This is a genomic window from Streptomyces sp. NPDC046557, from assembly GCF_040645975.1.
Lineage (GTDB): Bacteria > Actinomycetota > Actinomycetes > Streptomycetales > Streptomycetaceae > Streptomyces.
Genome location: NZ_JBEYZH010000024.1, coordinates 68,469 through 94,395 on the forward strand (window position 1 = coordinate 68,469; position 25,927 = coordinate 94,395).

The 25,927-nt window shown below is 69.4% G+C and carries 21 protein-coding genes and 5 pseudogenes; 9 read left to right on the top strand and 17 right to left on the bottom strand.

Going from position 1 to position 25,927, the window contains the following annotated elements; translation table 11 throughout:
* Positions 1–1,499: 1,499 nt before the first annotated feature.
* The gene (locus ABZ934_RS28125; RefSeq protein ID WP_361318429.1) at positions 1,500–1,622 is read right to left on the bottom strand and encodes a hypothetical protein; all 123 of its coding nucleotides are present in this window, start codon (positions 1,620–1,622) and stop codon (positions 1,500–1,502) included.
* A 98-nt stretch (positions 1,623–1,720) separates the two neighbouring features.
* Here ABZ934_RS28125 and ABZ934_RS28130 point away from each other — a divergent pair, with 98 nt between their 5' ends.
* The gene (locus ABZ934_RS28130; RefSeq protein WP_361318431.1) at positions 1,721–2,134 is read left to right on the top strand and encodes a glycine cleavage system H protein; all 414 of its coding nucleotides are present in this window, start codon (positions 1,721–1,723) and stop codon (positions 2,132–2,134) included.
* A 1,044-nt stretch (positions 2,135–3,178) separates the two neighbouring features.
* Here the strand turns inward: ABZ934_RS28130 and ABZ934_RS28135 are convergent.
* The 4 genes and pseudogenes from ABZ934_RS28135 to ABZ934_RS28150 all read right to left on the bottom strand — a co-directional run.
* Complete coding sequence (locus tag ABZ934_RS28135) at positions 3,179–3,964, bottom strand: DUF6875 domain-containing protein (protein ID WP_361318433.1); 786 nt, start codon at positions 3,962–3,964, stop codon at positions 3,179–3,181.
* A gap of 3 nt (positions 3,965–3,967) precedes the next feature.
* On the bottom strand, positions 3,968–4,507 hold the full coding sequence (locus tag ABZ934_RS28140) for an EF-hand domain-containing protein (protein WP_361318435.1): 540 nt from the start codon (positions 4,505–4,507) through the stop codon (positions 3,968–3,970).
* A gap of 152 nt (positions 4,508–4,659) precedes the next feature.
* Positions 4,660–6,102 (bottom strand): pyridoxal-dependent decarboxylase, encoded by a 1,443-nt coding sequence (locus ABZ934_RS28145; protein ID WP_361318437.1) that lies wholly within the window; start codon positions 6,100–6,102, stop codon positions 4,660–4,662.
* Between the two features lie 31 nt (positions 6,103–6,133).
* Positions 6,134–6,322 (bottom strand): annotated as a pseudogene (locus ABZ934_RS28150) (Ku protein); the annotation flags it as partial.
* Positions 6,323–6,543: 221 nt separating this feature from the next.
* On the opposite strand from ABZ934_RS28150, the gene ABZ934_RS28155 reads away from it, so the two are divergent.
* Positions 6,544–6,690, top strand: coding sequence for a hypothetical protein (locus ABZ934_RS28155; protein WP_361318439.1), 147 nt, complete (start codon positions 6,544–6,546; stop codon positions 6,688–6,690).
* Between the two features lie 156 nt (positions 6,691–6,846).
* On the opposite strand, the gene ABZ934_RS28160 is transcribed toward ABZ934_RS28155, so the two are convergent.
* The 4 genes from ABZ934_RS28160 to ABZ934_RS28175 all read right to left on the bottom strand — a co-directional run bounded on the left by ABZ934_RS28160 (position 6,847) and on the right by ABZ934_RS28175 (position 10,164).
* The gene (locus ABZ934_RS28160) at positions 6,847–7,209 is read right to left on the bottom strand and encodes a hypothetical protein (protein WP_361318441.1); all 363 of its coding nucleotides are present in this window, start codon (positions 7,207–7,209) and stop codon (positions 6,847–6,849) included.
* Positions 7,210–7,364: 155 nt separating this feature from the next.
* On the bottom strand, positions 7,365–7,703 hold the full coding sequence (locus ABZ934_RS28165; protein ID WP_361318443.1) for a MerR family transcriptional regulator: 339 nt from the start codon (positions 7,701–7,703) through the stop codon (positions 7,365–7,367).
* A 1,048-nt stretch (positions 7,704–8,751) separates the two neighbouring features.
* On the bottom strand, positions 8,752–9,333 hold the full coding sequence (locus ABZ934_RS28170; RefSeq protein WP_361318445.1) for a hypothetical protein: 582 nt from the start codon (positions 9,331–9,333) through the stop codon (positions 8,752–8,754).
* Positions 9,334–9,648: 315 nt separating this feature from the next.
* Positions 9,649–10,164, bottom strand: coding sequence for a helix-turn-helix domain-containing protein (locus tag ABZ934_RS28175; RefSeq protein ID WP_361318447.1), 516 nt, complete (start codon positions 10,162–10,164; stop codon positions 9,649–9,651).
* A 101-nt stretch (positions 10,165–10,265) separates the two neighbouring features.
* Between ABZ934_RS28175 and ABZ934_RS28180 the strand changes: the two genes are divergently transcribed.
* Both ABZ934_RS28180 and ABZ934_RS28185 read left to right on the top strand, forming a co-directional pair.
* The gene (locus ABZ934_RS28180; protein WP_361318449.1) at positions 10,266–11,663 is read left to right on the top strand and encodes an MFS transporter; all 1,398 of its coding nucleotides are present in this window, start codon (positions 10,266–10,268) and stop codon (positions 11,661–11,663) included.
* Between the two features lie 271 nt (positions 11,664–11,934).
* A complete protein-coding gene (locus ABZ934_RS28185; protein ID WP_361318451.1) occupies positions 11,935–12,297 on the top strand; it encodes a DUF1330 domain-containing protein in 363 nt (120 codons plus the stop codon).
* 165 nt (positions 12,298–12,462) lie between these two features.
* On the opposite strand, the gene ABZ934_RS28190 is transcribed toward ABZ934_RS28185, so the two are convergent.
* Positions 12,463–13,146: a rhomboid family intramembrane serine protease gene (locus ABZ934_RS28190; RefSeq protein WP_361318453.1), complete on the bottom strand. Its 684-nt coding sequence runs from the start codon at positions 13,144–13,146 to the stop codon at positions 12,463–12,465.
* 766 nt (positions 13,147–13,912) lie between these two features.
* Positions 13,913–14,091 (bottom strand): annotated as a pseudogene (locus ABZ934_RS28195) (TetR family transcriptional regulator); the annotation flags it as partial.
* 690 nt (positions 14,092–14,781) lie between these two features.
* Between ABZ934_RS28195 and ABZ934_RS28200 the strand changes: the two are divergent.
* Positions 14,782–14,997, top strand: a complete 216-nt coding sequence (locus ABZ934_RS28200) for a DUF6243 family protein (protein ID WP_361318455.1) — start codon at positions 14,782–14,784, stop codon at positions 14,995–14,997.
* Between the two features lie 1,309 nt (positions 14,998–16,306).
* Positions 16,307–17,728 (top strand): PIG-L family deacetylase, encoded by a 1,422-nt coding sequence (locus ABZ934_RS28205; protein ID WP_361318457.1) that lies wholly within the window; start codon positions 16,307–16,309, stop codon positions 17,726–17,728.
* A gap of 178 nt (positions 17,729–17,906) precedes the next feature.
* Here ABZ934_RS28205 and ABZ934_RS28210 read toward each other — a convergent pair whose 3' ends face one another.
* From ABZ934_RS28210 to ABZ934_RS28235, 6 genes and pseudogenes are all read right to left on the bottom strand, one after another.
* Positions 17,907–18,977, bottom strand: a complete 1,071-nt coding sequence (locus ABZ934_RS28210; RefSeq protein ID WP_361318459.1) for an AI-2E family transporter — start codon at positions 18,975–18,977, stop codon at positions 17,907–17,909.
* Between the two features lie 446 nt (positions 18,978–19,423).
* Entirely contained in the window at positions 19,424–20,191 is a 768-nt protein-coding gene (locus ABZ934_RS28215) for a glucose 1-dehydrogenase (RefSeq protein WP_361318461.1), read from the bottom strand.
* A 32-nt stretch (positions 20,192–20,223) separates the two neighbouring features.
* A complete protein-coding gene (locus ABZ934_RS28220; protein ID WP_361318463.1) occupies positions 20,224–20,991 on the bottom strand; it encodes a glucose 1-dehydrogenase in 768 nt (255 codons plus the stop codon).
* A gap of 211 nt (positions 20,992–21,202) precedes the next feature.
* A pseudogene (locus ABZ934_RS28225) lies at positions 21,203–21,262 on the bottom strand (hypothetical protein); the annotation flags it as partial.
* Between the two features lie 232 nt (positions 21,263–21,494).
* Positions 21,495–21,905: a cupin domain-containing protein gene (locus ABZ934_RS28230; protein ID WP_361318465.1), complete on the bottom strand. Its 411-nt coding sequence runs from the start codon at positions 21,903–21,905 to the stop codon at positions 21,495–21,497.
* A 115-nt stretch (positions 21,906–22,020) separates the two neighbouring features.
* A pseudogene (locus ABZ934_RS28235) lies at positions 22,021–22,335 on the bottom strand (IMP dehydrogenase); the annotation flags it as partial.
* Between the two features lie 291 nt (positions 22,336–22,626).
* On the opposite strand from ABZ934_RS28235, the gene ABZ934_RS28240 reads away from it, so the two are divergent.
* From ABZ934_RS28240 to ABZ934_RS28250, 3 genes and pseudogenes are all read left to right on the top strand, one after another.
* Positions 22,627–23,517, top strand: coding sequence for a helix-turn-helix transcriptional regulator (locus tag ABZ934_RS28240; RefSeq protein ID WP_361318467.1), 891 nt, complete (start codon positions 22,627–22,629; stop codon positions 23,515–23,517).
* 168 nt (positions 23,518–23,685) lie between these two features.
* A complete protein-coding gene (locus ABZ934_RS28245; protein ID WP_361318469.1) occupies positions 23,686–23,841 on the top strand; it encodes a hypothetical protein in 156 nt (51 codons plus the stop codon).
* A 226-nt stretch (positions 23,842–24,067) separates the two neighbouring features.
* A pseudogene (locus tag ABZ934_RS28250) lies at positions 24,068–25,646 on the top strand (UDP-N-acetylmuramoyl-L-alanyl-D-glutamate--2,6-diaminopimelate ligase).
* Positions 25,647–25,927: the final 281 nt, after the last annotated feature.

The window sequence follows — 25,927 nt, forward strand, 5'->3', positions numbered from 1 at the left end:
CGGCAGCGAGGGCGGCAACGGGGGCCGAGGCGGGGGCTCCAGTGCCCTCGTCGGCGTCGTGGCCGGTGGCCCCTCACTCGCGACGGGTCCGTCACTGACCGGTTCCGCTGGTGCAGGACGGTCGGTGTCGTCCAAGAGCTCGGCAACGGAGAAACGGGTTGCGTGGGACTGCCACACGCCGTCGATAACCAACAGAAAACCATCGCCCTCGCGGAAGAGGCGGCGACGCTTGGGGCTCCTGGGGTGCTCCGGTGTATAGGCGCGCGCCCGCCTCTCCAGCTCCGCTAGAGCCAACTCACGCCCACCTTCCACGTGCGCCATCACGTACGCCTCGGTGTGTTTACGCTCCCCCAAGCCGACCGTCGTCTCCATGATCAGTCCCCACGTGGTCATGGCCGCCTCCCTCCCCGGCTCCATCGATCAGAGCCGGCACCCTGCCGGCCTTCTTCGGCAACAGACTTACTGACACGCCTGCCGGACGCGCGTGTCCCATCCGTCAGAACCTTTGACGGCGATGCTGGTGCTCTCGTCCGCTTGGCCTGTCCGACTTTTTGGTGTTCGGCTCAGCTCTGTATCGATGGTGTTCGCCGCCGACCCCTTCTGCGCCGGAGCCGACGCGAGCACCCACCGCGGCCGGTGTCGGCCGCCAGGGCGCCCTTGAGGCGCCTCCCGGTCTGATCGTCGCCCCTTGTTCTTCTACTCCACTCCTGCGTGAAGTCCCCCGACACGACCGCCCCGTTCGATGCAAGATCATTCATCCTATCCAGACGCGGACCGTTCGAACACACTCGGGCCCCTGGGGGTGGCACCTCTGTGGCGCGGCCGGCTTGGCTGCCTCCCATGGGCATCATGGCCATCACCCGGAACGATGTCCGGCCGACGGTGTGCAAGGAGACCGGTCAGGCCGCGTGCCAGCGCCCACAGCGTCGTGGCGTTGACCAGGGCGCAGGCCACGATCGCACCGTAGAACCCGAACCCGACCCACTTGTCGGACAGTTCGGCGCCGGACAGGTCGTCCACTCCCAAATCGTCGCCGCGCCCAGGCCGAGCTCGCCGACCAGCCCTGGAAAGACGAAGGCGTAATCACCCTCGGGCTCGGGCGGCCTCAGGATGGCTCCGGACCAGAGCTCGCCCCGGCGTCCGCACAAGCTCTGGAGAACGCGAGCGCACTCGCACAGCCCGCGCAGCGAGGGCGGCCCCACTCGATGAAGAACTCCTTCACCGTGGGGCCCGCGCCAATCTCCGTGAGGCCATCAACGGCCCTGGCCTCCACCGGCGCCTGGCCGACCTGTTCGACCGTCCTGAGGCGACCATCAAGGACTGGATCAAAGCAGCCGGCGAGCGCCGCTATCTTCCCCCGCTGTCCCAGGCCGCCGGGCAGCCGGCCCAGGCCCGCTCCTCAGTCACCTCGCGGAGGAGAGTCCTCCTCCTCCGTCGGCTTGAGCTCGGCAGGCCCCCTTGACCGCAGGCAGCCGAATAACGGGAGGTCAGGAGGTGCGTTAGGGGGGTCCGGGTGGGCCGTGGTGGCAGTGGGCGGCGTTGAGGTAGTTGTTCAGTTGGGTGAAGTGGGTGGGGCCGGTGGCGGCGTCACGGGAGGGCAGGACGAATTCGGAGAGGGCCATGGATCACCCAAAACGGTCTCATGGGTGCTGTTCCGCGGGCAGGATGTCGGCCGGGCGGGAACCGCCCTGGCGCGTCGTCTCGACTGGAGGGCCCGACTGTGTGCAACATTCCTGCCGGCCTGTACTTCTCCGAGAGCCACGAGTGGGTGCGACCTGGACGGGACGGGCTGGTGGACGTCGGCATCAGCGACCACGCCCAGCAGGCACTCGGGGACCTCATAACCGTCGAGTTGACCGGGTTGGGGACGCTGTTGTGGGCCGGGGACGCGGCCGGTGTACTGCGGGGCACGAGGTCCGCTGCAGGCATCCACGCCCCGGTGAGCGGGCAGGTCGTGGCCGTGAACGAGGCACTCGAGAACGCCCCGCACTCGATCAGCAGCGACCCGTATCGATCGTGGATCTACAGGCTGCGTCTCTCCAATCCCCTGGCCCATCTCCACTGTCTCCTCGACGCGTCGGGATACCGTACGGCGCTCGGGACGACAGCGGCTCGTCGGCGGCCCGCCGACTGAGCGGCCAACGGCCCTGCGGTATCCGGTCACTGCCCGGTGCGGCGGCTACGACGAGCCGTAGCCAGAGCCGGACGGTGTCGCGAGCGGTCATACTCAAGCCGGCAGAAGTCCCGTTGCGCTTCTTGCCTGCGGCACTGGTGCACGGGCGCCCTGAGGAGCGGTGAAGGGCATATCCGGGAGGTCTGATGGGGAATGTGGACGCATGATCTACGGCCCCATCGAAGCAAGGATGCGCCCGTCCTGGGTGTGCCGCCCGACCAGGACCGACCCTTCGGGCGCCGCCCGGAACCGGACGCCGGCGACGGCGTACCGACCTCGCGGACACTGTTGTGCCCGCACTGCACCGCAGGGCCGGGCGACGACCATGCCCGGACCATCGCCGCGTCCGGAAACTGCCTCACCCTGACGTGGTACCACCGGTCGTGCCCCCACCACGCGGCCGACCGCGTCCTGGCGGGAGAAGGAGAGTGAGGACACACCACCCGTTCCGGGCGGGCGGGGCCTTCCTAGAGTGCGAAGCGTTCGCGGACGACAGATGGCAGGCACCAGCGGCCTCGACCGGCAGACCGGGGCAACACGCAAGCATCCGGTGTGCCGTCGGTCGACGGCCGGGCCTTGCAGACGATCGATCGCATCGTCCATGCGGCCGCAAGGGCGACGAGGCCGCCATCGACACCCTGCCGGCCGACCTGGCCGCCGTCGCGGACACCACCGACCTGATACACCAGCGAGGGGTTGTCCCAGCCTCTGCGAACGGGCGCATTCACGCACGCAGGAACAGGTCACCACCCTCCACCGCGTGCCGGACACCGCTCCAGGACGAGCCGGGACGACAGGTACCTCGCGGCCGTCGGCGAGCCGCTGCCGCTCCACCGCATCGTAGATCGGCACATCCGATACCTGCCCCGACTCGGAGCCCCACGAGCCAGAGCCCCGCGGTAGGCCGAGCTGCCATCGCCCGGCCAGGCAGCACCCACTTGACCATGCTCAGGCTCCGCCGACAGCGGGGCCCGGACCACAGAAACACCGGATCAGGGAATTCGATCAACCACTGACCATGACTTCTTCACTCCGGCGCGCTTGGTCTCTTCGTCCGAGCTGCGAGCCGCCATTTCCGGCCGCTGAGGGCGGCCCGACAGATCGGTGCGCCGGCACATTGGGGAAGCGGGCCCGGTAGGCGGCCAGGTGGCGGGGGTCGCCGGTGAGGAAGGGCAAGTCGGAGGGGACCATAGCCCGTAGAACGAGCATCGGGACGGGGCTGTTCAAGGGCCGGAAGTCAGGGTTCCACAAGCCGGGTGCGCTGGGTGGTCCGTCGTGGAATTCTCCGATCATCACCCCGTGCAGCACGAATTCGGTTTTCACAAGGCGTTGTACGCCGTCGATGGCCCAAGACAGATCCTGTGGCTGCAGTTCGGGGAAGAGGATCAGTAGTGCCCGGTTCCGCGGGCTGCCCGGGGGTTGTGAGGTGCGGGTGAACCAGTTGCGGTAGGTGTGTAGTGCGGAGGTGATCTCGTGCTCGTGGCGCGGTGCCCCCGGCCAGACCACCGCGTGCAGGCCGTTGTGTGCCAGGGAGCTCGCCACGTATGGGCAGACGGGTCCAGGCCGGCCTAGTTGGGCGTGCGGCAGGGTCAGGTATTCAACAGCCCAGCGGGCGATGCCGGCGCATGCCTGGGGGTGGGCGACGCCGGATGGTGGTGCGCCAAGGGGCCAGGGAGGGCCTGGGGCCGGCCAGGGGCCGGAGGGCTGGGTAGTGTCAGTCTCCGGCTCCTGGCTTTGCACGGCCGCGTTGTGCCGCTCTCGGCGTCCTGTGGTGGGCGGCACGGTAGGCATGCGTCAGCGAGCCGCTGCGAATTCGTGGGCCGGTTCGTCGGTGGTGTAGAAGGCGACGGCTGTGGCGAGTACTTCGTCTACGGAAACCGTTCCGTCTCCGTCGGTGTCGATCGCCTCGGCCTTGGTCTGCGCGCGCTCGGGGGTGGCGCGCATGGCCCGCAGCATGCGGGCCCATTCGTTCACCGTGACCTGTCCGTCACCGTCGTCGTCAGCGACCGCGATGACGGCCGTGGCCCATGGCCGTACCAGCTTGGTGAGTCCTTCGGGCTTGTTGCGCAGGCGGGTCGCGGCGGCGTTGACGAACTCTTCCTGGTTGACCTCGCCGTCGCCGTCGGAATCGGCCATCTCGACCAGGTCTTGGCCGAGCTTGCGGGCGGCGCTGATCAGCGCCTTTCCCTTGGGCGTGGTGGGGGCGAGGCCGTATTCGCGGAGGATGGACTGGGCCAGCCCCTCGAAGTCGGCCACGGTGACGGCGCCATCGCCGTCCTGGTCGAAGGTACGGAAGCGGTCCGCGATCTTTTCCTGGTAGTCGCTCAGACTCATGCTGATCTCCTGGAGGCAGTCGGAGGTGTGCGCTGCTGTGGGCACCGCACGAGAAGTTCGCCGTCACAGTATGTCAAAAGAACGCTACGGACAGTAATGAGGCGTGTGGCGTGGTCCGCCGGGGAGGGTGCCGCGGTGGGGGCCGAGAGAGATCACTTCGCGCCCGAACCATGGTGCCAGGAGGAAACGGCCACCCTGTCGGCTTGACTGCGCAGCAGGTCCCACAGAGCGTCGAGGTGGGCGTCGGTGGTGAACACACCACCAGGTGCGAGCCGCAGGGCGGTCTGGCCGTCGAGGCGGGTCTGGCTGAGGAGGGCCTGCCCGGATGTGTTGACCGCGTCCAGCAGCCGGTTGGTGGGGCCGTTGCCTGCCGTGAGGCGGAAGCAGACCAGGCCGAGCTGAGGCGGGGCGGCGACTTCGAAGCGTTCGTCTGCGTCGATGAGCCGGGCGAATCGCTCGGCGCGTCGGACGCCGTCGCGGATGTGCTCCCGTAGGCCGGCCGTTCCGTAGCAGCGCAGCACGGACCAGAGCTTCAGCGCGCGGAACCGGCGCCCCAGGGGAAGCTGCCAGTTGCTGTAGTCCCGGGGTGCGTCGGCGCCGGCGTGCGGGGAGTCAACGGCCAGGTATGCGGCGTCAGCTGATGTCGCATGGAGCAGCGGTGCGGGGTCGGCGAGCCACAGGACACTGCAGTCGAACCCGGTCAGCAGCCACTTGTGGGGGCTCATGCTGTAGCTGTCGGCGCCCTCGATGCCGTCATGGATCCACCGCAGTTCCGGGCAGACCGAGGCGGCACCGGCGTACGCGGCGTCGACGTGCAGCCACATCCCGAAATCCGCACACACCGCGCCGACCTCGCGCAGGGGATCCACTGCTGCGGTCGAGGTGGTGCCCACAGTGGCCACCGCCAGAAGGGGGACATAGCCGGCGGCGATGTCACGTGAAACCGCCTCCCGCAGGCGCTGCGGATCCATGCCGCGGGTTCGGGGGTCGGTAGGGATCAGCCGCAGCCGGTCGTCTCCGATGCCGGTCACCCGGCAGACCCGACGGACCATGATGTTGGACTGGTCGGAGGCATAGCAGACGTAGCGCCCCGTCACTCCCCCGCTGCGCCATTCCTCCCCGCCTGCCCTGCTCAGGGAGGCCGTGGTCGCCATGAGCATCGCCGAGGTGGCGGTGTCCTGCAGGACACCGCCACCGCGCCACGCCTGGGGCAGAGCGAGCAGGTCCACAAGCCAGTCGCAGACGAGTGTCTCCAGTTCGGTGCAGGCCGGACTGGTCGACCACATCATGCCCTGCACGTTGAGTCCCGCGGCCAGGATGTCGCCGAGCACCGACGGCCCGGAGGTGTTGGCCGGGAACCATCCGAAAAACGAGGGATGCTGCCAATGCGTCAGACCGGGCATGAGAACCTCGTCGACGTCCCGCAGGACGCTCGCGAAATCCTCGGACCGATCGGGGGCCACAGCCGGCAGCGCCGCGCGTACCTGACCGGGCACGGTGCGGGCCTGCACGGGAAGGTCTGCGACCTTCGCCCAGTAGTCAGCCACCCAGTCGACCACCTGGTGGGCGTGGGCACGGAATTCCTCTGGGCTCATGTGCGCGGTCACTGCAGAACTCCCTGCGGGCGACGCCTTCGGCGGCGAGGTAGTAGGAGGCGCCGACCTGGTCGGGGTCGATGGACTCCGCGGGCACGAACGCGACGATCCCGATGGCCTTGGCCTGGGGGAGGTTGTCGAGGTCCTCGTCGCTGACGGGGATCAGAGTGCCGGTGGCGGTCTCGTACCCGCGGACAATCTCCGACTGGTCCGACTCCCGACCGTTAGCCTCGCGGTCGCTCCAGCCCTCTCCGCCGCCCGTAACAGCCGGCCAGGCGCTCACCAGCCCGGTGAGTCACCCCCTGCCGCCCCACAGGCACTACCCGAGCCAGGCCTGACACCGCGCCGACGGTTCGTGATGGGAGAGGGGGCCGGGCCACCGGCATCTACCCGACGAAGTGGGCGCCGGGAACGACGATGTCGGCACCCCCGAGGAGGACCTTGACCACGATGCTGCCGATGAAGTTCAACGTGGGCAACGGAGGCGGGACGGAGCCCGGCAAGGGCGCAGCGGTTGAAGCAGCGAAAGCGGGCGCCGCCAGGGCAGTGGTCGCCACCGCAGCAACGCCGGCAGCACTCAGGAATTGAGTCATCTTCATGATCGGCACAACGATCGACAGGCCGGAAAGTCGCGATGAACCAGCCGATTCCTACCCGGGCAACCGCTTCGGCCGTGTGACTTGGCGCGGTGCTTGGCCCGTCTGGCCAAGCACCGCGCCATGTCCGCCGGTGGACGGGGCGCGATCAGCAGCCGAAGACCTTCCCATGCGCGACCCAGACTTCGCCCTTGTCGTTGAGGCTGACGTTGCCCGACTTGTGGAGTGCGGTGTATGCGCCCTGGCACCTCCTGAGCTGCCCGAACGGCGATTCGAGCGACATCCACGGCGAGTCAACGGCAAGGGCTCCGGAGTACTTCGCGAACACGCCGTCTCCCCCGTCGGTGCCGCCGGCCCAGCAAGCACGGGGGCCCGAGAACAGGACGAGGTTTCCGTCGTACTGCATCACCAGCCGATACTCGCCGTTGCCCAGGCACTCTTCTGGGAGCAGCCTGTCGGTGAACGACGTGCCGATATTGGCCCACGTGTCGGCCTCGCCATCCGACGGCACGCGCGCACTTCAAGCGCCCGCGGACTGCCGCCGCAATGCTACGGCCATCTATCTCGCCCGCCCCCATGCCGCTTCGGCGCACCCTTCCACCCGCAGTGCGCAAATGGGCGTGCTGTGTGCGCAGGACCGCCGACGGCCGGCAGGCGCGCCCCATCTCAAGCCGCGGCTGTTGGATTCGCTGATTCGGCGGCGCGGCGGTATTCGGCGTTGATGCGCTGGGCCTCTTCGAGCTGGTCTTCGAGGATGACGATCCGGCAGGCGGCCTCGATGGGATTGCCCTGGTCGACGAGTTCCCGGGCGCGGGCCGCGATGCGCAGCTGGTAGCGGGAGTACCGGCGGTGGCCGCCCGCGGAGCGCAGCGGGGTGATGAGGCGGTGTTCGCCGATGGCGCGCAGGAAGCCCTGGGTGGTGCCGAGCATGTCGGCGGCGCGGCCCATCGTGTAGGCGGGGTAATCGTCGTCATCGAGACGGCCGAATGAGTCGTCTGCTGTCATCGCACCTCTCTGTGGAACACGCTGGAGGGGCCCGGGTGCCGTACTGGCACCCGGGCCCCGAAGGAATTGCTACACCATCTGCCGGCCCTGATGCTGCGCCGGCCTACTGTTTCCGCAGGCCCGACTGAAATGCTGCCGGGGGTGCGGGGATCGCGGATGCGTGACCGGAGACCACCTCACTATCGATGTCCTGCGGTACCCGGGCTCAGACTTCCGCCCGGGCGATCCTGATGGCGCTCGGTTCCTCCGTTCTTCCCTCTGGATCAATCACTTACCAAACGGGACTGCGTACTGCTGAGACTGCGAACTGCTTGTACTGCCGGTGTTGCGTACTGCCGGTGGCCTCTCACAGCACCACCTTCGACAGCCAGCCCCGTCGCCCATCCTGCGTCTGCTCTGGCTTGGAACCCCACTGCCGAACCTCCCGGTGCGCGCGCCCGCAGCCGACGCCTTCACCGAGGTACCGCTCAATTGACTTCACTGCCGGATACTGCGAACTGCATTCACAACGGGTACTGCCACTGCGTTTACCGCGGTACTGCTCATGGCGGCCCCTGATCACTGCGGGCCACCCGGTCCGGTCACCAGTCCCGTCGCCGTCCTGCAACAACCCTGGCTTCGAAACTCCGTCACCGCACCGTCCTGCGAACTGCAACTGCGTGTACTGCGGGTGCTGCTGCCCGGCAGTTCGTCTCTGCCGGGCCCTTCGGCCTTGCTGGTTACGAGAGAAACCATAACCACGACACCACCCGATGTCTACTGCTGCCAACGTAGATTTCCGCGCGCTCGATAGTGAGGTAATCGACCTCGAACAACGACTCGGGCAGCCGCCTCCGGCTTGCCCGCCCCCGGCCGGGGCACAAGCACCAACCTGGCGGCATCGCCGCAACGAGCCGGCAGCGTTGAAACGGGCGCATCACTCGCCCCGTTACCGAGCCGGCCCCGCGGGGTGGGCATGCCCCCTCGGAGGGAGGCTTGCCCGGCCCCCCGGCAGGCTTGCCCGCACCAGGCTGTCCCGGGAAAACGGTGTGGACTTCTCTGTGGGGGGTCAGCCGATGCGGAGGGTTATCTCAGGGAAGGGCATATCGGAAAGGTTCAGCCGGAGCCCGGTCAGGGTCAGGTAGGTCTGCGAGTCGGTCAAGGTGGAGGCGGCGGACGGCGCCTGGGACTTCCCGCGCGTGCTCACCAGCATGTACCAGCCCCCGCGCTTGTAGCTGCGGGAGACGTCGGGGCGGTCGCCGTTCGGGTTCAGCGTCCAGCCCTGGCGCTCCAGGTCGGCGCAGATCGCGTCAATCTCCGACTGTGCGGCGGTCTTCTCCCGGACGGCCATCCAGCCCGTCCTGTTCGAGTTGGCGCCGGCCGCGACGGTCGGGCGGCCCTGCGCCGGGTCGAGGCCCGCCGCGCTGACCGCGGTCCGGATCACTTCGTCCACGGTGTCCCGTGTGAGGGGCGGCGACGTGGACTCCGGTGTGGGCGCCGCCGTGGATGGGGACGGCGTGGGCGCGGGCGCGCCCAGGTGGACGCCCCCGTCGTCGTCCATCTGGATGTGGTCCGGCAGGACCACGGCGGCCAGACTCACGATCAAGGTCGCGGCCAGCCCGATCCACACCCTCTTCAACAGCGCGTTCAACGCGAAACTCCCCCGAGTGATCAATCAGAGGGAGTCTCACACATACTGCTCGGCGCCCGGCATCCCTTGCGCCCCGGTGGACCGCCACCAACGCCCCCTCCAGCCCCGTACGCGGGCGCCTTCTCGTGGACCCTGAAGCCCAGGAGGTCGTCACCGTTCACCGCCCACTACTCAACCGCATCCAGCTCCGAGTCGCGGGGATCGAGCAGGTAGCGACGAAGGCGGGCACTGCACCCGCGCCCCGTTCCGGGCGTCCCCGCTGGGGCGGCACCCCCGGTAGGCCGGAGTATCGCCAGCGAGGAAAGATCGCCGAGTTCAGGAGCCTTCGATCGGCCCGTCCCGATCCCATCCAGGCGCCCGCACGTCGATCGTGAGACTTCCCGAGCCGACCTCCTCACCGCAGGTCCGGCACGTCGATGTCAGATCGAGGTCGTGCTCGGAGCCGGGGCCGCCGCGATGCCGGAAGGCGACCGGCGGGGTGTCCACCGCCCAGCGATCGCCCCAGGCCAGCAGCGCGTGCATCACCGGTGCGAGATCACGGCCGGCCTCCGTGAGGTGGTATTCGAAGCGCAATGGGCGCTCGCTGTAGGCGCGGCGCTCGACCACGCCCGCTTCTTCCAGTGCGCGCAGTCTGGCGGCGAGGCGGTCGCGGGGGGCGCCGGTGTTGCGGACGATCTGGTCGAAGCGCTGGTTGCCGTAGAAGATCTCGCGGATCGCCAGGAGGGCCCAGCGTTCGCCGACGAGTTGCAGCGCGGCAGCCGCGGAGCACGGCCGACCGGGCACTTCGGGGTGCGGAACCGAGTTCTCGCCCTGCTTCGCGTTCGAGGTCACGTGCCCATCCTCCCCCGAGTCCGTTGTGTTTTCAAACCCACGCGGCTAGCCTCCGGTCCATGACAGTTGGAATTTCAAACCCACAAAGGGCCGCCCGAGCCGTGTTCGCGACGGTCGCGGCCGCGGTCTTCATGTCGAACCTCGACCTCTTCATCGTCAACGCGGCCCTCCCGGCGATCGGCCGCTCGTTCGACGGCAGCGGTCTCGGCTCCCTCTCCTGGGTCCTCAACGGCTACGCGATCGTCTTCGCGGCGCTCCTCGTAGTCGCCGGCCGCGTAGCCGACCGCTCCGGCCACAAGCCGGTCTTCCTGACCGGATTGGCGGTGTTCACCCTCGCCTCGGTCGGCTGCGCACTCGCTCCCAACGTCGGGACCCTGGCCGCGGCACGGCTCGTGCAAGCCGCCGGCGCTGCGCTGCTGATGCCGACGTCGCTCGCGCTGCTGCTCGACACGACGGCGCCCGAGAAGCGCGCCGGGGCGGTGCGGGCCTGGGCCTCGATCGGCGGGATCGCCGCCGGACTCGGGCCGGTGGCCGGCGGGCTGCTGGTCGAGGCCGGATGGCGCTGGGTGTTCATCGTCAACGTGCCAGTGGGGATCGCGGCGTTCACGCTCGGAGTCAAGGTGCTGCCATCTCCCGTACGCGCCGGGGCGGAGAAGAGTCCGCTGCCCGACCTGTTCGGCGCCGCCCTTCTCACCGGATCGATCGCAACGCTCGCGCTCGCCCTGGTCAAGGCTCCCGACTGGGGTTGGACGAGCACCGGCACCCTCGGCGGCCTGGCTGCCGCGGTGCTGATCGGCGTCTGGTTCGTCCTGCGCTCGGCCCGCCACCCCGCGCCGATCGTCGAGCTGCCGCTGCTCCGCGTTCCGGCGTTCGCATCCGCCGCGGCCGCCCTGACGCTGTTCACCGTCGCGTTCGCCGGAATGCTGCTCGGCACGGTGCTGTGGTGCCAGGACGTGTGGGGCTACTCGGCTCTGCGCACCGGCTTCGCCATCGCGCCGGGACCATTGCTGGTGCCGCCGGTTGCGTTGCGGATCGGGCCCGCCGTCGCCAGATTCGGTGCCGGCCGCATCGCGCTGGCGGGAACCGTCCTGTTCGCGGCCGGCATCCTGTGGTGGGCCGCGACGCTCGACACCGGCTCGACCTACGCGGCCTCGCTCCTGCCCGGCATGATGCTGACCGGCCTCGGCGTCGGCATGACGATCCCGGTCCTGACCGGGGCATCGGCGGCCGCCCTGCCGCCGGCCCGCTTCGCCACCGGCTCGGCCATCACCTCGATGGGCCGCCAGCTCGGCGCGGTCCTCGGCGTCGCCATCCTGGTCGGCATCCTCGGCACCCCTGCCCCCGGACACGCTGTCGCCGCGTTCCAGCACGGCTGGTACGCGGTCGCCGTGGCGTCCCTGCTCGCCGCGTGCGCGACGGTCCCGCTCGTCCGCAAGCCGCGACCGGCCGCTGCCAAGGCAGCCGATGTCGCAGAGGCCGCGAAAGTCGGCACCGCCTGAGAAGCGAGTCCCGTCCGCCGATGGACGGACGGGACTCACACTCACCCGAAGGGGCCGCTAAAAGGCGGCGCTCTCAGGAGCGCGGCACCCGCGAACCGGGATCAGCTCGCACGCGGAGCGGCCATGCCCCACCGTGCCAAGGCAGCCGGTGGGGCATGCAGGAGTCTTGGAGTGCTTTCTCGACCCGGTGGCAATTACCTCTGGGGTCATCGCATCGCCCAACCACCCTCAGCTACGTTCGCGGTCATCGCCCACAGTAAGGAGCCCCGTGGTGCCCGCTTTCGGCTTCGCTCATCTCCGCAGCCGCCGGAATCACTCCGACGTCATCGAGTACCTGGAGCGCATCCAGGCAACCCTCGACCCCTTCGCAGGCCGCTTCGTCATCCATGGTCCGCCGGCCGAAGTCGTAGAGGGCACGTGGCCTGGCAGCATGGTACTGATCGAGTTCCCCGGCCTGCCCGAAGCGCGTGCCTGGTACGACTCTCCGGCCTACCGGGCCATCCTGCGCTTGCGTACCGACCACATCGAAGGCGACTTGCTTCTGATCGAAGGTGTCAGGCCGAACTACCACCCGGCCGAACGAGCTCGCAAGCTGCAAACAGAAGCCGGCCGAGCCAGCCGGTCGGCCACGTAGTCGAGCAGTCACAGACGATGCGACGTCACAGAAGCAGAAACTAGTTGATCGCCCTCACGGAATGTGCCTCGTTCTCCACCGACATGACGCTACCCATGTCGCAGTCGGCGCAGCGCTTGATTTCGGAGGCCGCCGCCTACATCGGCTGCAACTGGACTCCACCGGTCACGAGGCCCCAGCCTGGCCGCGAAGCTTTCCGCTTCGTTCGCCGGCCCTCATACCGCTGAGCGCTCCGGCCGCCGCGCCGACCACGATCCCCATTCCGTGATTGTTCTCGACCAGCACCAGGACAACGCCCGCGACCGGGACGAGGGGGGAGAGCACCCGAAGCGTCCTCTCCCCCGGATCGCGCCCACAGACCGTTGCCAGGGCGCCGACGAGCCCGCAGATCCCCACCGAGTCACCGCCTCCGTGCACGCTCCACCCGGCCATGCTCACTGCTTGGGCGGCGACGCCGGAGAGCAGGAACACGGCCAGCATCAGCACGGGTCCCAGCCTGCGTTCGGCGGCCGGAGCGATCACGGCCAGGGCAACGAGATTGAACACGAGCTGGCCCCAGCCCGACGTCTGCACCAGCAGGGCGGTCAGCGCCCGCCACCATCCCCCCTCCGGCACTCGCTCCAAAGCGGGAATGACGGCCGGTACGAGCGTCTGCACCAGCGCCATGGCAACCATGACAGCGACCAACACCCCGGCCGCGACGGGGCGTGGGCGCCCCCACAACATGGAAAGCAGCCGTAGGGGTCCGGCCGGCCGGACCCCTACGGTGACGGCGGCCATGACGAGCTGCGTTCCCGGCAGCACCACGGCCACCGCACAGGCGTAGAGGACAACTGCATGCAAGGTCATGATCCTTATCCTGCCGAGTGGGCACCGCTCAGCGGCAGGGGGCACGGTCATGAAACAGACATGACAAAGGTCACCGGTGACGGCCTCGACCCTGCCGGGGCCTTTCAGCCATCGGGGCTACTTCCCCATTGCCAGAAGCATGGAGGCGGAGGTCACCACGGCTACTACAAGGAGCCCCTGGAGTGGCCGGTGGCGCCGTAACCGCCGGACCAGCGCCCAGCGGTAGCGGCTGGTCAAGCAGCGGACAGCATGCGGACATGGCCATGAGCCAGGCACGCGCACGTAAACCGGCGCATGGTGCCGGCTGTAGGGGGCGTAATCCGGCCGTGAAGGCAGGCACGAGCATGGAGTTCGCTTCGCTCCGTAATCACCGGGGGCCCGTGCCCGCAGTGCCGTCTTGCCTGCTCGAACCCTTACACATGCCGGATGCCTCGCTTGTGGAGGTAGGCGCGGATCTTACGGTTACCGTATGCCTCGTCGGCACTCACGCTGTCCGGCGTGCGACGAGGACGGCGGGGCCCCGGCGGGGCACGCGGATTGCGTCCATCACGGGCTCGAACCGGGTGCAGTCCGGCCGATGGCCTGGCGTGACGAGCAAAGGCAGCGGGCGACAGCGGCCTTCCGCGGCAACCCTGCAGGCCAGCCCCCTGCCGTCTTCTGGCTGATCAGCATGGCTGCGAAGTTTCACGAGCAGCGACAAGTGGACCGCACGGTTGCCAACCCTTGTGCTCAAACATGCCGGTCGATGGCCGTGGGGCCGCTCGCGTCACGTGGTGGCGTAGTCGGACAGGGCGGCCTCCAGGAGGTCGAAGGCTCGGGTGGCTTCAGTGGTGATGGCCCGGCGATCCGATCGTCGGGGCGGCCGGCCAGGGTGAGTTCCTGGAAGCGGTGGAACAGCACGCGGTGGACGGCCCCGAGCAGTGTGGCGGCGGTTCGGATGGTGATGGCCCATTTGGGAGCTGCCTTCCAGCTCGACGACGACCTCCTCGGCGTATGGGCGACCCGCGGCGTACCGGCAAATCGGTCGGCTCGGACCGTGCCGCTCACTGCCCGTCGCAGCCGCGCTGGGCTCCGATGACCGGGCCGGGCACGAGCGCGCCCGTAGGCGCGCCCCGGCCCGCTGTCCCCTGCCGAGCAGGGCCGGGCGGCCCGTCTGGCCGAGGTGGCCGGAGGACGTGCCTGGGCGCAGTAGGCGGCGCGCGTCTCCGCGAGGGGCACGACGCTTTCTCCACCCCTTTACGCGTAAGACGGACCGGCACGAAACACGGGGCTGGAGGAACACGTGTCGCTGACCGCGACTGACGACTGCCCGGTCATCTACCTCAGCGGACCGGACTGCGCCATCTCGGGTGGCTGGGGATCGAGAACGGGTGTCCCGGCCCCTCGCCGGGTGAGGAACCGGGTTGAGGCGCGTCGGAGGCTACACGGGCGGCAGGCTCATCGGAGTGTTACCGCACCTCGGGGAGGGTGGCGTGGGGGGCCGACGGAACCGGGTAACGTCTTTGTCATGTTCTTCCAGACGCCGATTTACGAGTGAGAGCGTGACGGGCCCCTGCTGACGTCCTCCAACGGCGCCGCCCGCCCGTCCCCCACCGATGAATCCGTAGATCACTTCAATCACTACCGGGAGAACCCGTGACCGTGAGCAAGAACATCAACAACCCCGTGGGCATGGGCGGCGGCCAGCGCAAGAAGCTGTCCCGCGCCGAACGACAGAACAACGGCCCCCACCGCAACCTCGACCGCCAGGGCGCAGCCGACCAGAAGGCGGAACTCGTACGCAAGATGCGCGAGAAAGCAGGCACAGCCGAGGGCATCGGGCAGGCCGGCGACGACACCACACAAAGCTGATCCACCGCCGCCCGCAGGGCGGCACCGCACGGGGCAGGGCCCGGACCGTGACGCGCGGTCGGGGCCCTGCCGCCGTAGCGGGCGCGGCCGGTCCCGCTCAGCTCTCGGCCGACCACCCGCGTCTGAGCCGACCACCCCGGGCAGCCGCAGATCCAGCGACCCCGTCACCGACACCACGCCGGAACGTTTCCGAAGATCCTGGTTCGTGGTCGCAGCCAGAACTCGAAGGTGAGTCGGAGGCGTACCGCACAAGCCGCGTACGCGTGCGTGAGGACAAGAATCAGCCCTCCGGGGGCTCAAATCCGGCCCCTGACGCAGGACAGCACGCGCGCACCCATGCAAGAGCCCCCACCGCCTGGCTTGTTCACCAGTTCCGGGTCTTGGAGCACATCCCTGAGGACGACCACCTGCGCCCTGTCGCGGCGATCAGCCGCCACGGGGCGGCTGGAGTCGATGTTCGCGGTAGCGGCCATGGGATTGCTCCTCTTACGCCTCGTGTGCGCATCCCCTGACGGCTTCGCTTTCAGCCGATCCGGTTCGCTCCTTGGCGGTCAGTGCTGCCGGCCCGCTCCTGAGGAGGCTTCGGTGAATGGCTGGAGGTTGGCGCTCCGCCCCCGACGTGGCCGCCGCCCGGCAGACTGGTCTCGAACGCCACAGACCCCGGGATCCCGTCGAGCAGCGCAGGACACCAGCGCGGGTTGCCCGGTCCGGCCGGAGTCGAGCTCCCGAACCCTTGTTCCCTAGGGTCGAGCCCGCGCAGCTCGCGCCTTCAGGAGCCGGCGGCGAGCGGGGCCGCAGGACCAGCTCCGGCCGGTCACGGCGGGCGACCAGCTCGAGGCCGAGCACCAGAACAGTCGGCCCGTCACCCGGGTCCTTGACCATGGTCCGGCCTCAAGGGGCTCGCCGATGAGGAAGGAGCTGCCGTGTAGGGCGGGCGCAGGGCCCGCCGTCTACCGGCGGGCTCGCTCGCCCCGGGTCACGGCCTCCCTGACCGGCAGGCACATCGGGCAGGCGGTTCTGAGACATCTCAGACCGCAGCTGTTGAATCCATCCGATTGGCGGCGCGGCGGTATTCGGCGTTGGGTGCTGCGCTTCTTCCAGCCACCAGGGCGACCTGAGATGCCATGACAGCAGTAGAGGACCAGCCGAATGACAGGCTCGGTGGACACGCGGCCGTACCCCGCAGTCGCACATTCGGGCCGACCGGGGTGCGTTGAGCCCGGGGGATGGCGCCAGGCGTGCGAGCTTGGGACGACTCGCGTAGTACTGGTTTCAAACGCCTGAAGACGGAGCGGAAGGGATGCGGTCCGTGGCAATCGCTGTCCGCACCCGGGTGACCGTGTCGTCCTTGATCCTATGCGCGGCGCTGCTCGCCTCGTGCTCTCCCATCGGCCCCTCCGGGCTCGCCGCCACTGCGGTCGGGTCGTCCGGATGCCGCCGCACCCTCGTGGTGGTGGCGCACCCCGACGACGACCTGTTCTTCGTCAATCCGGACGTCATGTCGACCATCCGGGCAGGGTGTTTCGTCTCGGCGGTGTACCTCACGGCGGGCGACGGTGACGAGGAGGTGCCCGCGGAAGCCAGGAACTACATCATGAACAGGGAGAACGGCGTCCGCAGGGCCTATTCGGAGATGGCGGGCTCAGATCATGCGTGGAAACAGGACGACGTACATGCGGACGGCCGCAGCATCCGGTCGTTCCGCCTCGCGAACCCTGAGCGGGGTCGGGACGTGAGGCTGACGTTTCTGGGCCTGTACGACGGCCGGCCCCGGGGCAGCGAGCCGGACAGTCTCTTGCACTTGTTCGACGGGCGCAGGAAGGCGATCACCCCGCTGCGGGGCGGCAGGAGCTACACCGAGGAACAACTGCTGTCGCTCCTGGTCTCCCTCATCCGGCAGAGCCGGGCGGAGAACGTCCTGACCCTGGATCCCGACGTCGCGTCGTTCGCGAAGGGCACGGACGGACGCGTGGATCACAGCGACCACGGCATCACCGCGCGCTATGCCAGGCAAGCCGCCTACCGTACGGGAACCCGGGTGGTTCCCTACCTCGGCTACACCGTGGCACGGCTGCCCAGGAATCTGACGCCGACCGAGACGACGGAGAAGGAACGCTTCACCCGGTGGTACATGGCGCAGAGCCAGTGCGCGCGCGAACGCGTGTGCCCTGCCATGAAGATCTACGAGGCAACGCTCTCGAAGACTTACCGGCGCTGGGTCGAGAGGCGGTACCGGCGGACGCACAGGGACCCGCGTGCGGGCGAGATCATGGGGGATGTGGGCCGCACGACGCGCTCCTCGGGCAGCTCACCCGAGCAGTGTCTGGCCGCGCCGAACGGCACATGGCGTACGGGCGAAGTCCGCATCCTCGGCTGCGACGGATCCGCGGGACAGAAGTGGGACGCGGGGCCCGACGGCACTATCAGGAGTCGGCTGGACCCGGCGCACTGTCTCACTGCGGCGGGTAGCCTGCTCCGGCTCCAGGCGTGCCGGGTTTTCGAGCCGAAGCAGGCGTGGCAGCGAGTGCCCTGGATCAGCGCGACGTGGAAGCGGGCAGCCTGGAAGCTGGCCGGGGCCGGGAACATGTGCCTCTACCAGAACGACCGCTCACTCCCGCGTTGGAACCGGGACACCGACCGCAGCCCGCGCCTGGAACTCGTGAGCTGCGACGGCCCCGCCCGGCCAGGGCTGTACTGGCGGTGGGCGCCCGGGCCACCTCCCCCGTCATGACGCCGGGCAGATCGTCAGCGTGCGTGTGGGTTCCTACCACGGACGACTGCCGACTCGTCGCGTCTGGACGTCCCCACCGGACGTCCCCGCCGGACGAATAGGAGGACGCACCCGGTCTCTACAGGTAGAGCCTCCTGAAACGGCTGAGGCCGCACCCCCGGAACTTCGCCGCTGCGTCTCACGCGGTGTCCGTCTTGGGGAAGACGTATTCGTCCAGGATCAGTCCGACGGCGACGGCTGCGGGGATGGCGACCAGGGCGCCGATGATGCCGAGGAGGGCTCCACCGACAAGGACGGCGAGGACGGTGACGAGGGGGTGGACGTCGACGGCGAACTTCATGGCACGGGGGACGATGAGGTAGTCCTCGGCGAGGCGGAAGGCGATATAGAAGGCGGCGGTTGCCACGGCGATGGGCAGGGATACCGACAGGGCGACGAGGCTGACGACGATGCCGGCAAGACTCGAGCCGACGATCGGGATCAGGTCCATCAACGCCACGAAGACACCCAGCGCTGCGGCGTAGGGAACGCCGGTGACCAGGCACCAGATGAACGTCGCGATTCCCGCGATGGCGGAGGTGGCCAGGTTTCCGAGCATGAAGCGCCCGATGCGGCTCATGATTTCCTCTGCCATGCCTTCCACCCGGTCGCGTCGGCTCCTGGCGACGAAGCGGTAGCAGAACCGTTTGATGGCGGGCAGTCCTGCCATGCAGTACAGCGACACGGTGATGACGATCACCGTCGATGTGACGGTGCTCAGGACGATCTGACCGGCTCCGAGCAGCCCGCCGGCCAGGCCGGCACCCCCGGAGCCGATCTGCTGCCTGGTCTTCTCCACCAGGTGGTAGCGGTCCTCGAACCGGCCGATGGTCGACTGGTGGTTGTGCAATTGTTGGAGCCAGCCGGGCACCGCGTTGACCAGTGCGCTGATCTCGTTGGCCACCGGCGGGATGACCAGCGCCAGAAATCCTGCGAGGATTGCGACGAACCCGCTCAGGACGATCGCGACGGCCCAGCCCCGCCGCAGTCCTCGCCTGGTCAGCCCGACAACCATCGGTTCCAAACTGATCGCGATGAACACCGCCAGCAGCAACAGCGTGAGCATGGAACTGACTTTCAACACGGTCTGAACGGCCAGCCACGCCAGTGTCGCGCCCAGCCCGAGACCGAAGCCCAGGGCGACCCGTGACCGCCGGCGCCGCCGTCCCCGCGGGCCCGGCTGGCGGCGTTCTTCGGTCTCTGCTGCCATCGCTGCTCTCCCTTGCGAAGTTCTCAGCACACGCTGCCTCGAGGGTCCGGGACCGCGAAGCGTCTGGGAACTTGCGCGCATCGCACGTTCCCAGGCCCCACTTCCCGCAAACGACAGCAATACGCAGAGACGGACCCTAACCGGTAGATGGATGACATGATCGGCAACGCCCATGGGCGCGCCCGTGCTCGGAGCGACCCGGCGAGAAGGGCCCCTTTGGCCGCCGGCCTGACCCGCACGCCGACTTGGCGGTGGAGCCGAGATCAGAGACGGTCGTATGCCCTTACTACCTGGCCGGTCCAGTCGACGTCGGCCCGCACCCTGGCTGCGTCCGGGACCCGCCTGACGGTGACGTGGCATCAGACCCCGCACAAAGGTCAACGTGTAGATCGGAAGGTCACCTACCCGGAACATCTCCAGGCCGCCATCTGCCTGTGTGAAGACAGTCATTGGGCAACGTAGCCGCCGTCGACGGGGAGGGCGACGCCGATGACGAAGCTCGCTCCGGGACTGCACAGCCACAGGACGGCCTGGGCGATCTCGTCGGCGGTGCCGAGGCGGTTGATGGGCTGACCTGCTTCGGCTTCGGCGCGGTCGAGTTCTCCCTTGACGATCATGTCACTGACCATGGGGGTGTCGATGGTGCCGGGGCAGATCGCATTGATGCGGATGCCGCGCGGGGCGTATTCGAGGGCGGCGCTGCCGGTCAGGCCGATCACGCCGTGTTTGGTGGCGTGGTAGGAGGCGCGGCCGGGGATGCCGACGAGTCCGCCGAGCGAGGAGCAGTTGACGATGGCGCCGCTGCCCTGGGTGCGCATGTGGCGCAGTTCATGCTTCATGCTCGCCCAGATGCCGCGCAGGTTGATGGCGTTGACCCGGTCGAACTGTTCGGCGCTCTCTTCGGCGGCGTCGGTGGGCGGGATCTGGATGCCGGCGTTGTTGTACGCCATGTCGAGGCGGCCGAAGGTTTCGACGGTGCGGTCGACGGCGGCGGCGACCTGCTCTTCGTCGGTGACGTCGCAGACGACCGCGAGGGCTTGGTGGCCTGCGTCGGTGAGCTGTTTCGCGGCGGCTGTCAGGGCCGTTTCGTTGATGTCGGCGAGGGTGACGGCGGCGCCTGATTCGGCGAAGGCGCGGGCGGCGGCCAAGCCCATGCCGGAGGAGGCGCCGGTGACGAAGGCGACCTGACCGGTGAAGTCGTAGGTGGGGTTCACGGGTGCGGCTCCTTGTGCGGGGTTTTGATGGGTCAGAGGGTCTGGCCGCCGTCGACGACGAGCGCGGTGCCGGTGGTGAACGCGGCGTCGTCGGAGCACAGCCACAGCACGGCGGAGGCGATTTCCTCGGGCTTGCCGAGGCGGCCGACGGGTTCGTCGGCGATGAGCCCTTCGCGGCCTCCGGGGCGGCTGTCGCCGAAGCGGCGGATCATCTCGGTGTCGATGATGCCGGGGCACAGGGCGTTGAGGCGGATGCCGTCGGCGGCGTGGTCCAGGGCCGCGGAGCGGGTGAAGCCGATGACGCCGTGCTTGGCGGCGGCGTAGGCGGCCTGGCCTTTGAAGCCCTTGACGCCTGCGCCGGAGGAGACGTTGACGATCGCGCCACCGCCGTCCTGCTGGAGCATCTGCCGGATCTCGGCCTTGGCGCACAGGAACATGCCGGTCAGGCTGACGCTCAGGATGCGGTCCCAGTCGTCCTTGGCGGTATCGGCCGCGGACTGGACGGGCTGCTCGACGCCGGCGTTGTTGAAGGCGGCGTCCAGGCGTCCGAAGCGCGCGACGGTCCGGTCCACAGCCGCCTGGACGTCGTCTTCGCTGGTGACGTCACAGGTGAGGGTGAGTGCTTGGCCGCCGTCGGCGGTGATGAGGCGGGCGGTTTCCTCCAGCCCGTCGGCGGAGAGGTCGGCGAGGGCGACCTGCGCGCCGGCGCGGGCGAAGGCCAGGGCGTTGGCGCGGCCGATACCGGATGCGGCGCCGGTGACGAAGGCGACCCGGCCGCTGAAGTCGTAGGTCGTGTTCACGAGGTTCCTCCAAACGAGGGGTGAGCGCGGGACGGCGACAGGCGTGGGTACCGGGCGGGTGGTGAAGCGGGCGCGGATCGGGGTCAGGAGGGGGGCTTCGATGGTGATGCGGTCGGCGGTGGCGAGCCGCTCGGTGTGTGCGCTGTGGTTGAGGCGGCCGAGGATGACCAGGCCGGGAGTGATGACCGTCGCGGTAGAAGAGAGCGAGGTTGCCCCAGGGCGCGTAGTAAGCGAGACCGCCTGCCGGCGTTCCCCTCGGACGGTGCACCATGTGCCTGCACGCGCCGGTGGTGCCTCACGCGTCGTGGTCTGCCGGCGGGAGGATGAAGACGAGGCGCCCACAGGAGGCGGCGGGCTGTTACGGCCGGCCGGCACGACCACGGCAGCGGGAGCGGGAGCGGCTCGTACAACGGCGTCTCGAAGGCCGCGTAGCACGCGGCCTCCTCTTCACTCGGGCAGCGATCCGGCGTCGTGCCATCGCTGGTGCGCGAATCGGACAGGTGTCAGCTGGTGGGCGGGGCTGCGGCGTATTCCTCGTCGGTGACGGGGGTCAGCCAGTGCACGATGTCGTGGTCGGCGTCGCCCTCGTTGATGGCCAGGTGGACCATCAACCGGTTCGGTGCGGCGCCGTGCCAGTGCTCTTCATCGGCCTCGAACAGGACGCGGTCGCCGGGCCGGATGACCTCGACGGGACCGCCGCGGCGCTGGCACAGGCCGATTCCCTCCGTGACGAAGACGGTCTGCCCGAGCGGGTGGCGGTGCCAGTGGGTGTGCGCGCCTGGCATGAAGTGCACCAGCGAGGCGGTGACCCGGGACGGGGCGGGTGCTGCGGCGACGGGGTCGATGTAGACGTCGCCGGTGAACCAGTCGGCGGGGCCTTTGACGGTGTCGATCGAGCTTCGGGTGAGCTGCATGGTCATTCCTTTCGCGAGTGTGCGTCGTGGCTGAGCGGACGGTGTGCGAGTGCGTCGGCATGTCGCCAGTGCAGCGCGCGGATGGCCCGGCGCGGGCCGGCTGCGGCATAACGGGTCAGGGCTTGAGGAGGGCCTTGATGGCGCGGCGTTCGTCCATGGCCTTGTAGCCCTCGGCGACCTGGTCCAGGGGCAGGGTGAGGTCGAAGACCTTGCCCGGGTCGATCCGGCCGGTCAGGACGCGGTCGATGAGGTCGGGGAGGTAGCGACGTACGGGGGCGGGGCCGCCGCGCAGTCCGACGTGGGAGAAGAAGAGTTCCTGCCCGTCGATGGCCACCTCGTGGGGGACGCCGACGAAGCCGACGTTGCCGCCCGGACGGGCCGAGTGCAGGGCCTGCCGCATGGCCTGAGCGGTGCCGACGCACTCCAGCAGCGGACGTCGCCGGGGGCGTGGATCACTGCGCCGCGCATGAAGGGTCCTCACGTTGTCGAGGCGAGCGGCACCAGGGGGTGTACCGGCCGCCGAGTGCAGTTGCAGGCCCGAAACAGAGCGAGAAGGCGCCCCGGGCCGGATGCAGGCTCCCCGCCCCTCCGCGCGCACGGCCGGGACGGAAAGCGTTACGTCCTCCAGGTAACCCGCTCTCCGCGCGCCCAGCGAGTCACCATCAAGAGGTGTACCGGCAGTACACCTCTGCGGCCGTGCCCGAGACGTACCGTCGATGGCGTGGACAACAGTCAAGAGGTCCGCGAGTTCCTCACCTCGCGGCGAGCCAAGATCACCCCCGAGCAGGCCGGAATGCCCACCGGCCCCAGGCGCCGCGTCCCGGGCCTGCGCCGCAGCGAGGTCGCAGCCCTGGCCGACGTGAGCGTGGAGTACTACGCCAAGCTGGAACGCGGCAACCTCGCCGGCGTCTCCCCCACCGTCCTCGAAGCCGTCGCCCGCGCCCTCCAGCTCGACGACGCCGAACGTGCCCACCTCCTGCATCTGGCCCAGGCCGCCGACGGCTCCGACGCCCTCACCCGCCCCCGCCGCCGCACCACCCGGCAGTGGACGGCGCACCGCAGCCTGCAATGGACCCTGGACGCGATCACCGCCGGGCCCGCGTTCGTGCGCAACGGCCGCATGGACCTCCTCGCCACCAACCGGCTCGCCCGCGCCTTCTACACCGACGTCTACGCCAACCCCCACAACCAGGCCAACCTCGCCCGCTTCCAGTTCCTCGACCCCGCCTCCCGCCGCTTCTACCCCGACTGGGACCCAGCCGCCGACATCGCCGTCGCCATCCTGCGCACCGAAGCCGGCCGCAACCCCCACGACAAGGACCTCCACGACCTCGTCGGCGAACTGTCCACCCGCAGCGACGCCTTCCGCACCCGCTGGGGGGCCCACAACGTCCGCCACCACGGCACCGGCACCAAGCGCTACCACCACCAGGCCGTCGGGGAACTGACCCTCGCCTACGAAGGTCTCGACATGGCAGCCGAACCCGGCCTCACCCTCACCATCTACACCGCCGAACCCGCCTCCCCCTCCGAAGAGGGCCTGCGCCTGCTCTCCTCCTGGGCCGCCACTCCTCAGCCGCCCTCGCCCGCACCACGCTCCCGCAGCTACTGAGGTCTTCAGGGTGGGCTCGGTGGTGTGGGAGCCAGGCCGGTGGTGCTGAGGCAGCCGTCCATGAGGTGGGGCCTGAGTTGGTCGTCCGCACCGGGCGCAGTGGCGGATCTCCGCGACCGACGAGCCGACGCGGCGTACGGGTCGGGCGAGCGCACGTACACTCGGCCTATGAGCCGCACACGAACCATCACGGGAGAGTGCCTGCGGCAGGCTGCCCCTCCCGCGCGTGCGGCCTCCGCGGGCCGGACGGGCATCGGCCCCCGGACCGCCGCCGACGGCCGGGCCCCCGCGGTCCGCCGCGTCGTCCTGCACGGCCACGGCTAACGTTTCCCCACCGCGCCCGGGTTCACTCCCTCCCGCCGCACCGGGTTCCCCCGACGGGACCCGCCCCGGCAGCCCGACCTGATCAACGCGCCCCCGACCGGCCCCCGCCGCCTCGAGGGCGAAGCATCGCCCTTCCCACCCCACCACCGCAGTCCCGACGCTCCGTCGGCGCTGCCGCCAGGCGAGGGCCGCACGCCGGGCCGTAGCCGTCTACGAAGGGACCACCGTGAAGTTGAGCGGGTTGTTGGCCGGTCATGAGCACCACGTCCTCCAGGGCGACACCGAATCGACGGGGATCACCGCGGGCACGACCTTCGACGTCGAGCGGGTGGTGCCGGGCTCGCTCTTCATCGCCGTACCGGGCCACCGCGGCGGCGGCCCCGCCTCCATCGGTGCGGCGCTCGCCCGCGGGGCGGTGGCGGTGCTCGTCGACGCGGCGGGAGCCGCCGCCGCGCCCCCCGGACGGGAGCTGCTGCCCGCGGTGTGCGTCGTACGGGTGCCCGACACCCGAAAGGCGGCCGCGGTCGTTTCCTCCCGCTACTTCGGCGAGCCGGGCCGGCACATGGACCTGGTGGCCGTCACCGGGACCAATGGGAAGACCTCCATCTCCTACATGGTCGAGTCACTGCTGAGGATCTCCGAGGGTGCCTCCGTGGGCGTGATCGGTACGGCGGGCAGCCGGATCGGCGATGAGGTGATCCCGATGCCGCCCTCCGTGCTGACCACACCGGAATCGCCCGACCTGCAGTACCTCCTGGGCCGCATGCGGGACCGGGGCACCGGGAGCGTGGTGCTGGAGGCCACCTCGATGGCCCTGCAGACGTACCGGATGGACAGGACCTTCGTCGATGTCGGCGTCTTCACCAACCTGACCCAGGACCACTTGGACGACCACGGCACGATGGCCCACTACACGGACGCCAAACTGCGGTTGTTCCAGGGGCTGTGCCGACACGCGGTGGTCAACGTGGACGACGCCGTGGGAGCCGGCATCCGCGCGATGATGCCGGACGCGGTGACGACCTACGGCCTCGACGAGGAGGCGGACTTCCGGGCGACGGACCTGATCGCGGACGCCTCGGGCACGCGGTTCACGCTGCACCACGCCGGCCGGGCGTACGCGGCGGCGATCCCGGTACCTGGCCGCTTCTCCGTGTCCAACGCATTGGCGGCCGTCGCGGCCTGCCGCGTGCTGGGGCACGACATGGACGGGCTGGTCGCCGCGCTCGCCCAGATGCCGCCGGTCCCGGGCCGGTTCGAACGCTTCGTGACACCCGTCGGCACGTCGGTGATCGTGGACTACGCGCACTCGCCCGACTCCCTCGACAAGGTCCTCACGGCCATCCGCGGCTTCGCCCGGGGCCGGGTCATCACCGTCTTCGGCTGCGGCGGGGACCGCGACACCACCAAACGCGCCGAGATGGGCCGCATCGCCGGCATCCACTCCGACCTGTGCGTCCTGACCTCGGACAACCCCCGAACCGAGAACCCCGAGGCGATCCTGGACCAGATCGCACCCGGCATCGAGGCCACCGGCACGCCGTATGAACGCTCCGCCGACCGCCGCCGGGCCATCGCCCCTCGCACTGTCCGCGGCTCAGCTCGAAGACATCGTCCTGATCGCCGGAAAGGGCAGCGAACCGCACCAGATCGTGGGCGAGGACCTGCTGCCCTTCAGCGACATGGCAACCGTCCGGGACCTGGCCTCACGCCTGCTCCCCTCGACCCGTAATGCCAACGCGGGCTTCCCAACCGCGGCTTCGCCCAATCCAGTGCACATCATCGAGAACGTCTGCCAGCCGTAGGCGGCATCGGTCGACCAATCGGTGGCCGGCGCGGGGGCGTCGTTGACGCCGTCGCCGACAGCCGGCACCTTGTGCCCTCGGGCCTCCAGGCGGCGTACCGCCTCCACCTTGGGCTGTGGCGCAGCCGTGCCGCGTGTACGTCGTCACGGGCGATGCCGACTTCGGCGGCGACGGAGGCCGCAGCGACATGGTGCTTCCCGCATTGCCCGTCGCCGAGCTGCGCTCACGCGCCGACGACACCGCCCGCGAGATCCGCGAGCTCGACGTACACATCCAGCGCA

Bases quoted from the DNA above. Each gene is read 5' to 3' on its own strand.
- ABZ934_RS28245 (WP_361318469.1), top strand. From the start codon at position 23,686: ATGAGCCGCACACGAACCATCACGGGAGAGTGCCTGCGGCAGGCTGCC.
- ABZ934_RS28135 (WP_361318433.1), bottom strand. From the start codon at position 3,964: ATGCCTACCGTGCCGCCCACCACAGGACGCCGAGAGCGGCACAACGCG.
- ABZ934_RS28230 (WP_361318465.1), bottom strand. From the start codon at position 21,905: ATGCAGCTCACCCGAAGCTCGATCGACACCGTCAAAGGCCCCGCCGAC.
- ABZ934_RS28210 (WP_361318459.1), bottom strand. From the start codon at position 18,977: ATGGCAGCAGAGACCGAAGAACGCCGCCAGCCGGGCCCGCGGGGACGG.
- ABZ934_RS28190 (WP_361318453.1), bottom strand. From the start codon at position 13,146: ATGACCTTGCATGCAGTTGTCCTCTACGCCTGTGCGGTGGCCGTGGTG.
- ABZ934_RS28125 (WP_361318429.1), bottom strand. From the start codon at position 1,622: ATGGCCCTCTCCGAATTCGTCCTGCCCTCCCGTGACGCCGCCACCGGC.
- ABZ934_RS28140 (WP_361318435.1), bottom strand. From the start codon at position 4,507: ATGAGTCTGAGCGACTACCAGGAAAAGATCGCGGACCGCTTCCGTACC.
- ABZ934_RS28165 (WP_361318443.1), bottom strand. From the start codon at position 7,703: ATGACAGCAGACGACTCATTCGGCCGTCTCGATGACGACGATTACCCC.
- ABZ934_RS28145 (WP_361318437.1), bottom strand. From the start codon at position 6,102: ATGAGCCCAGAGGAATTCCGTGCCCACGCCCACCAGGTGGTCGACTGG.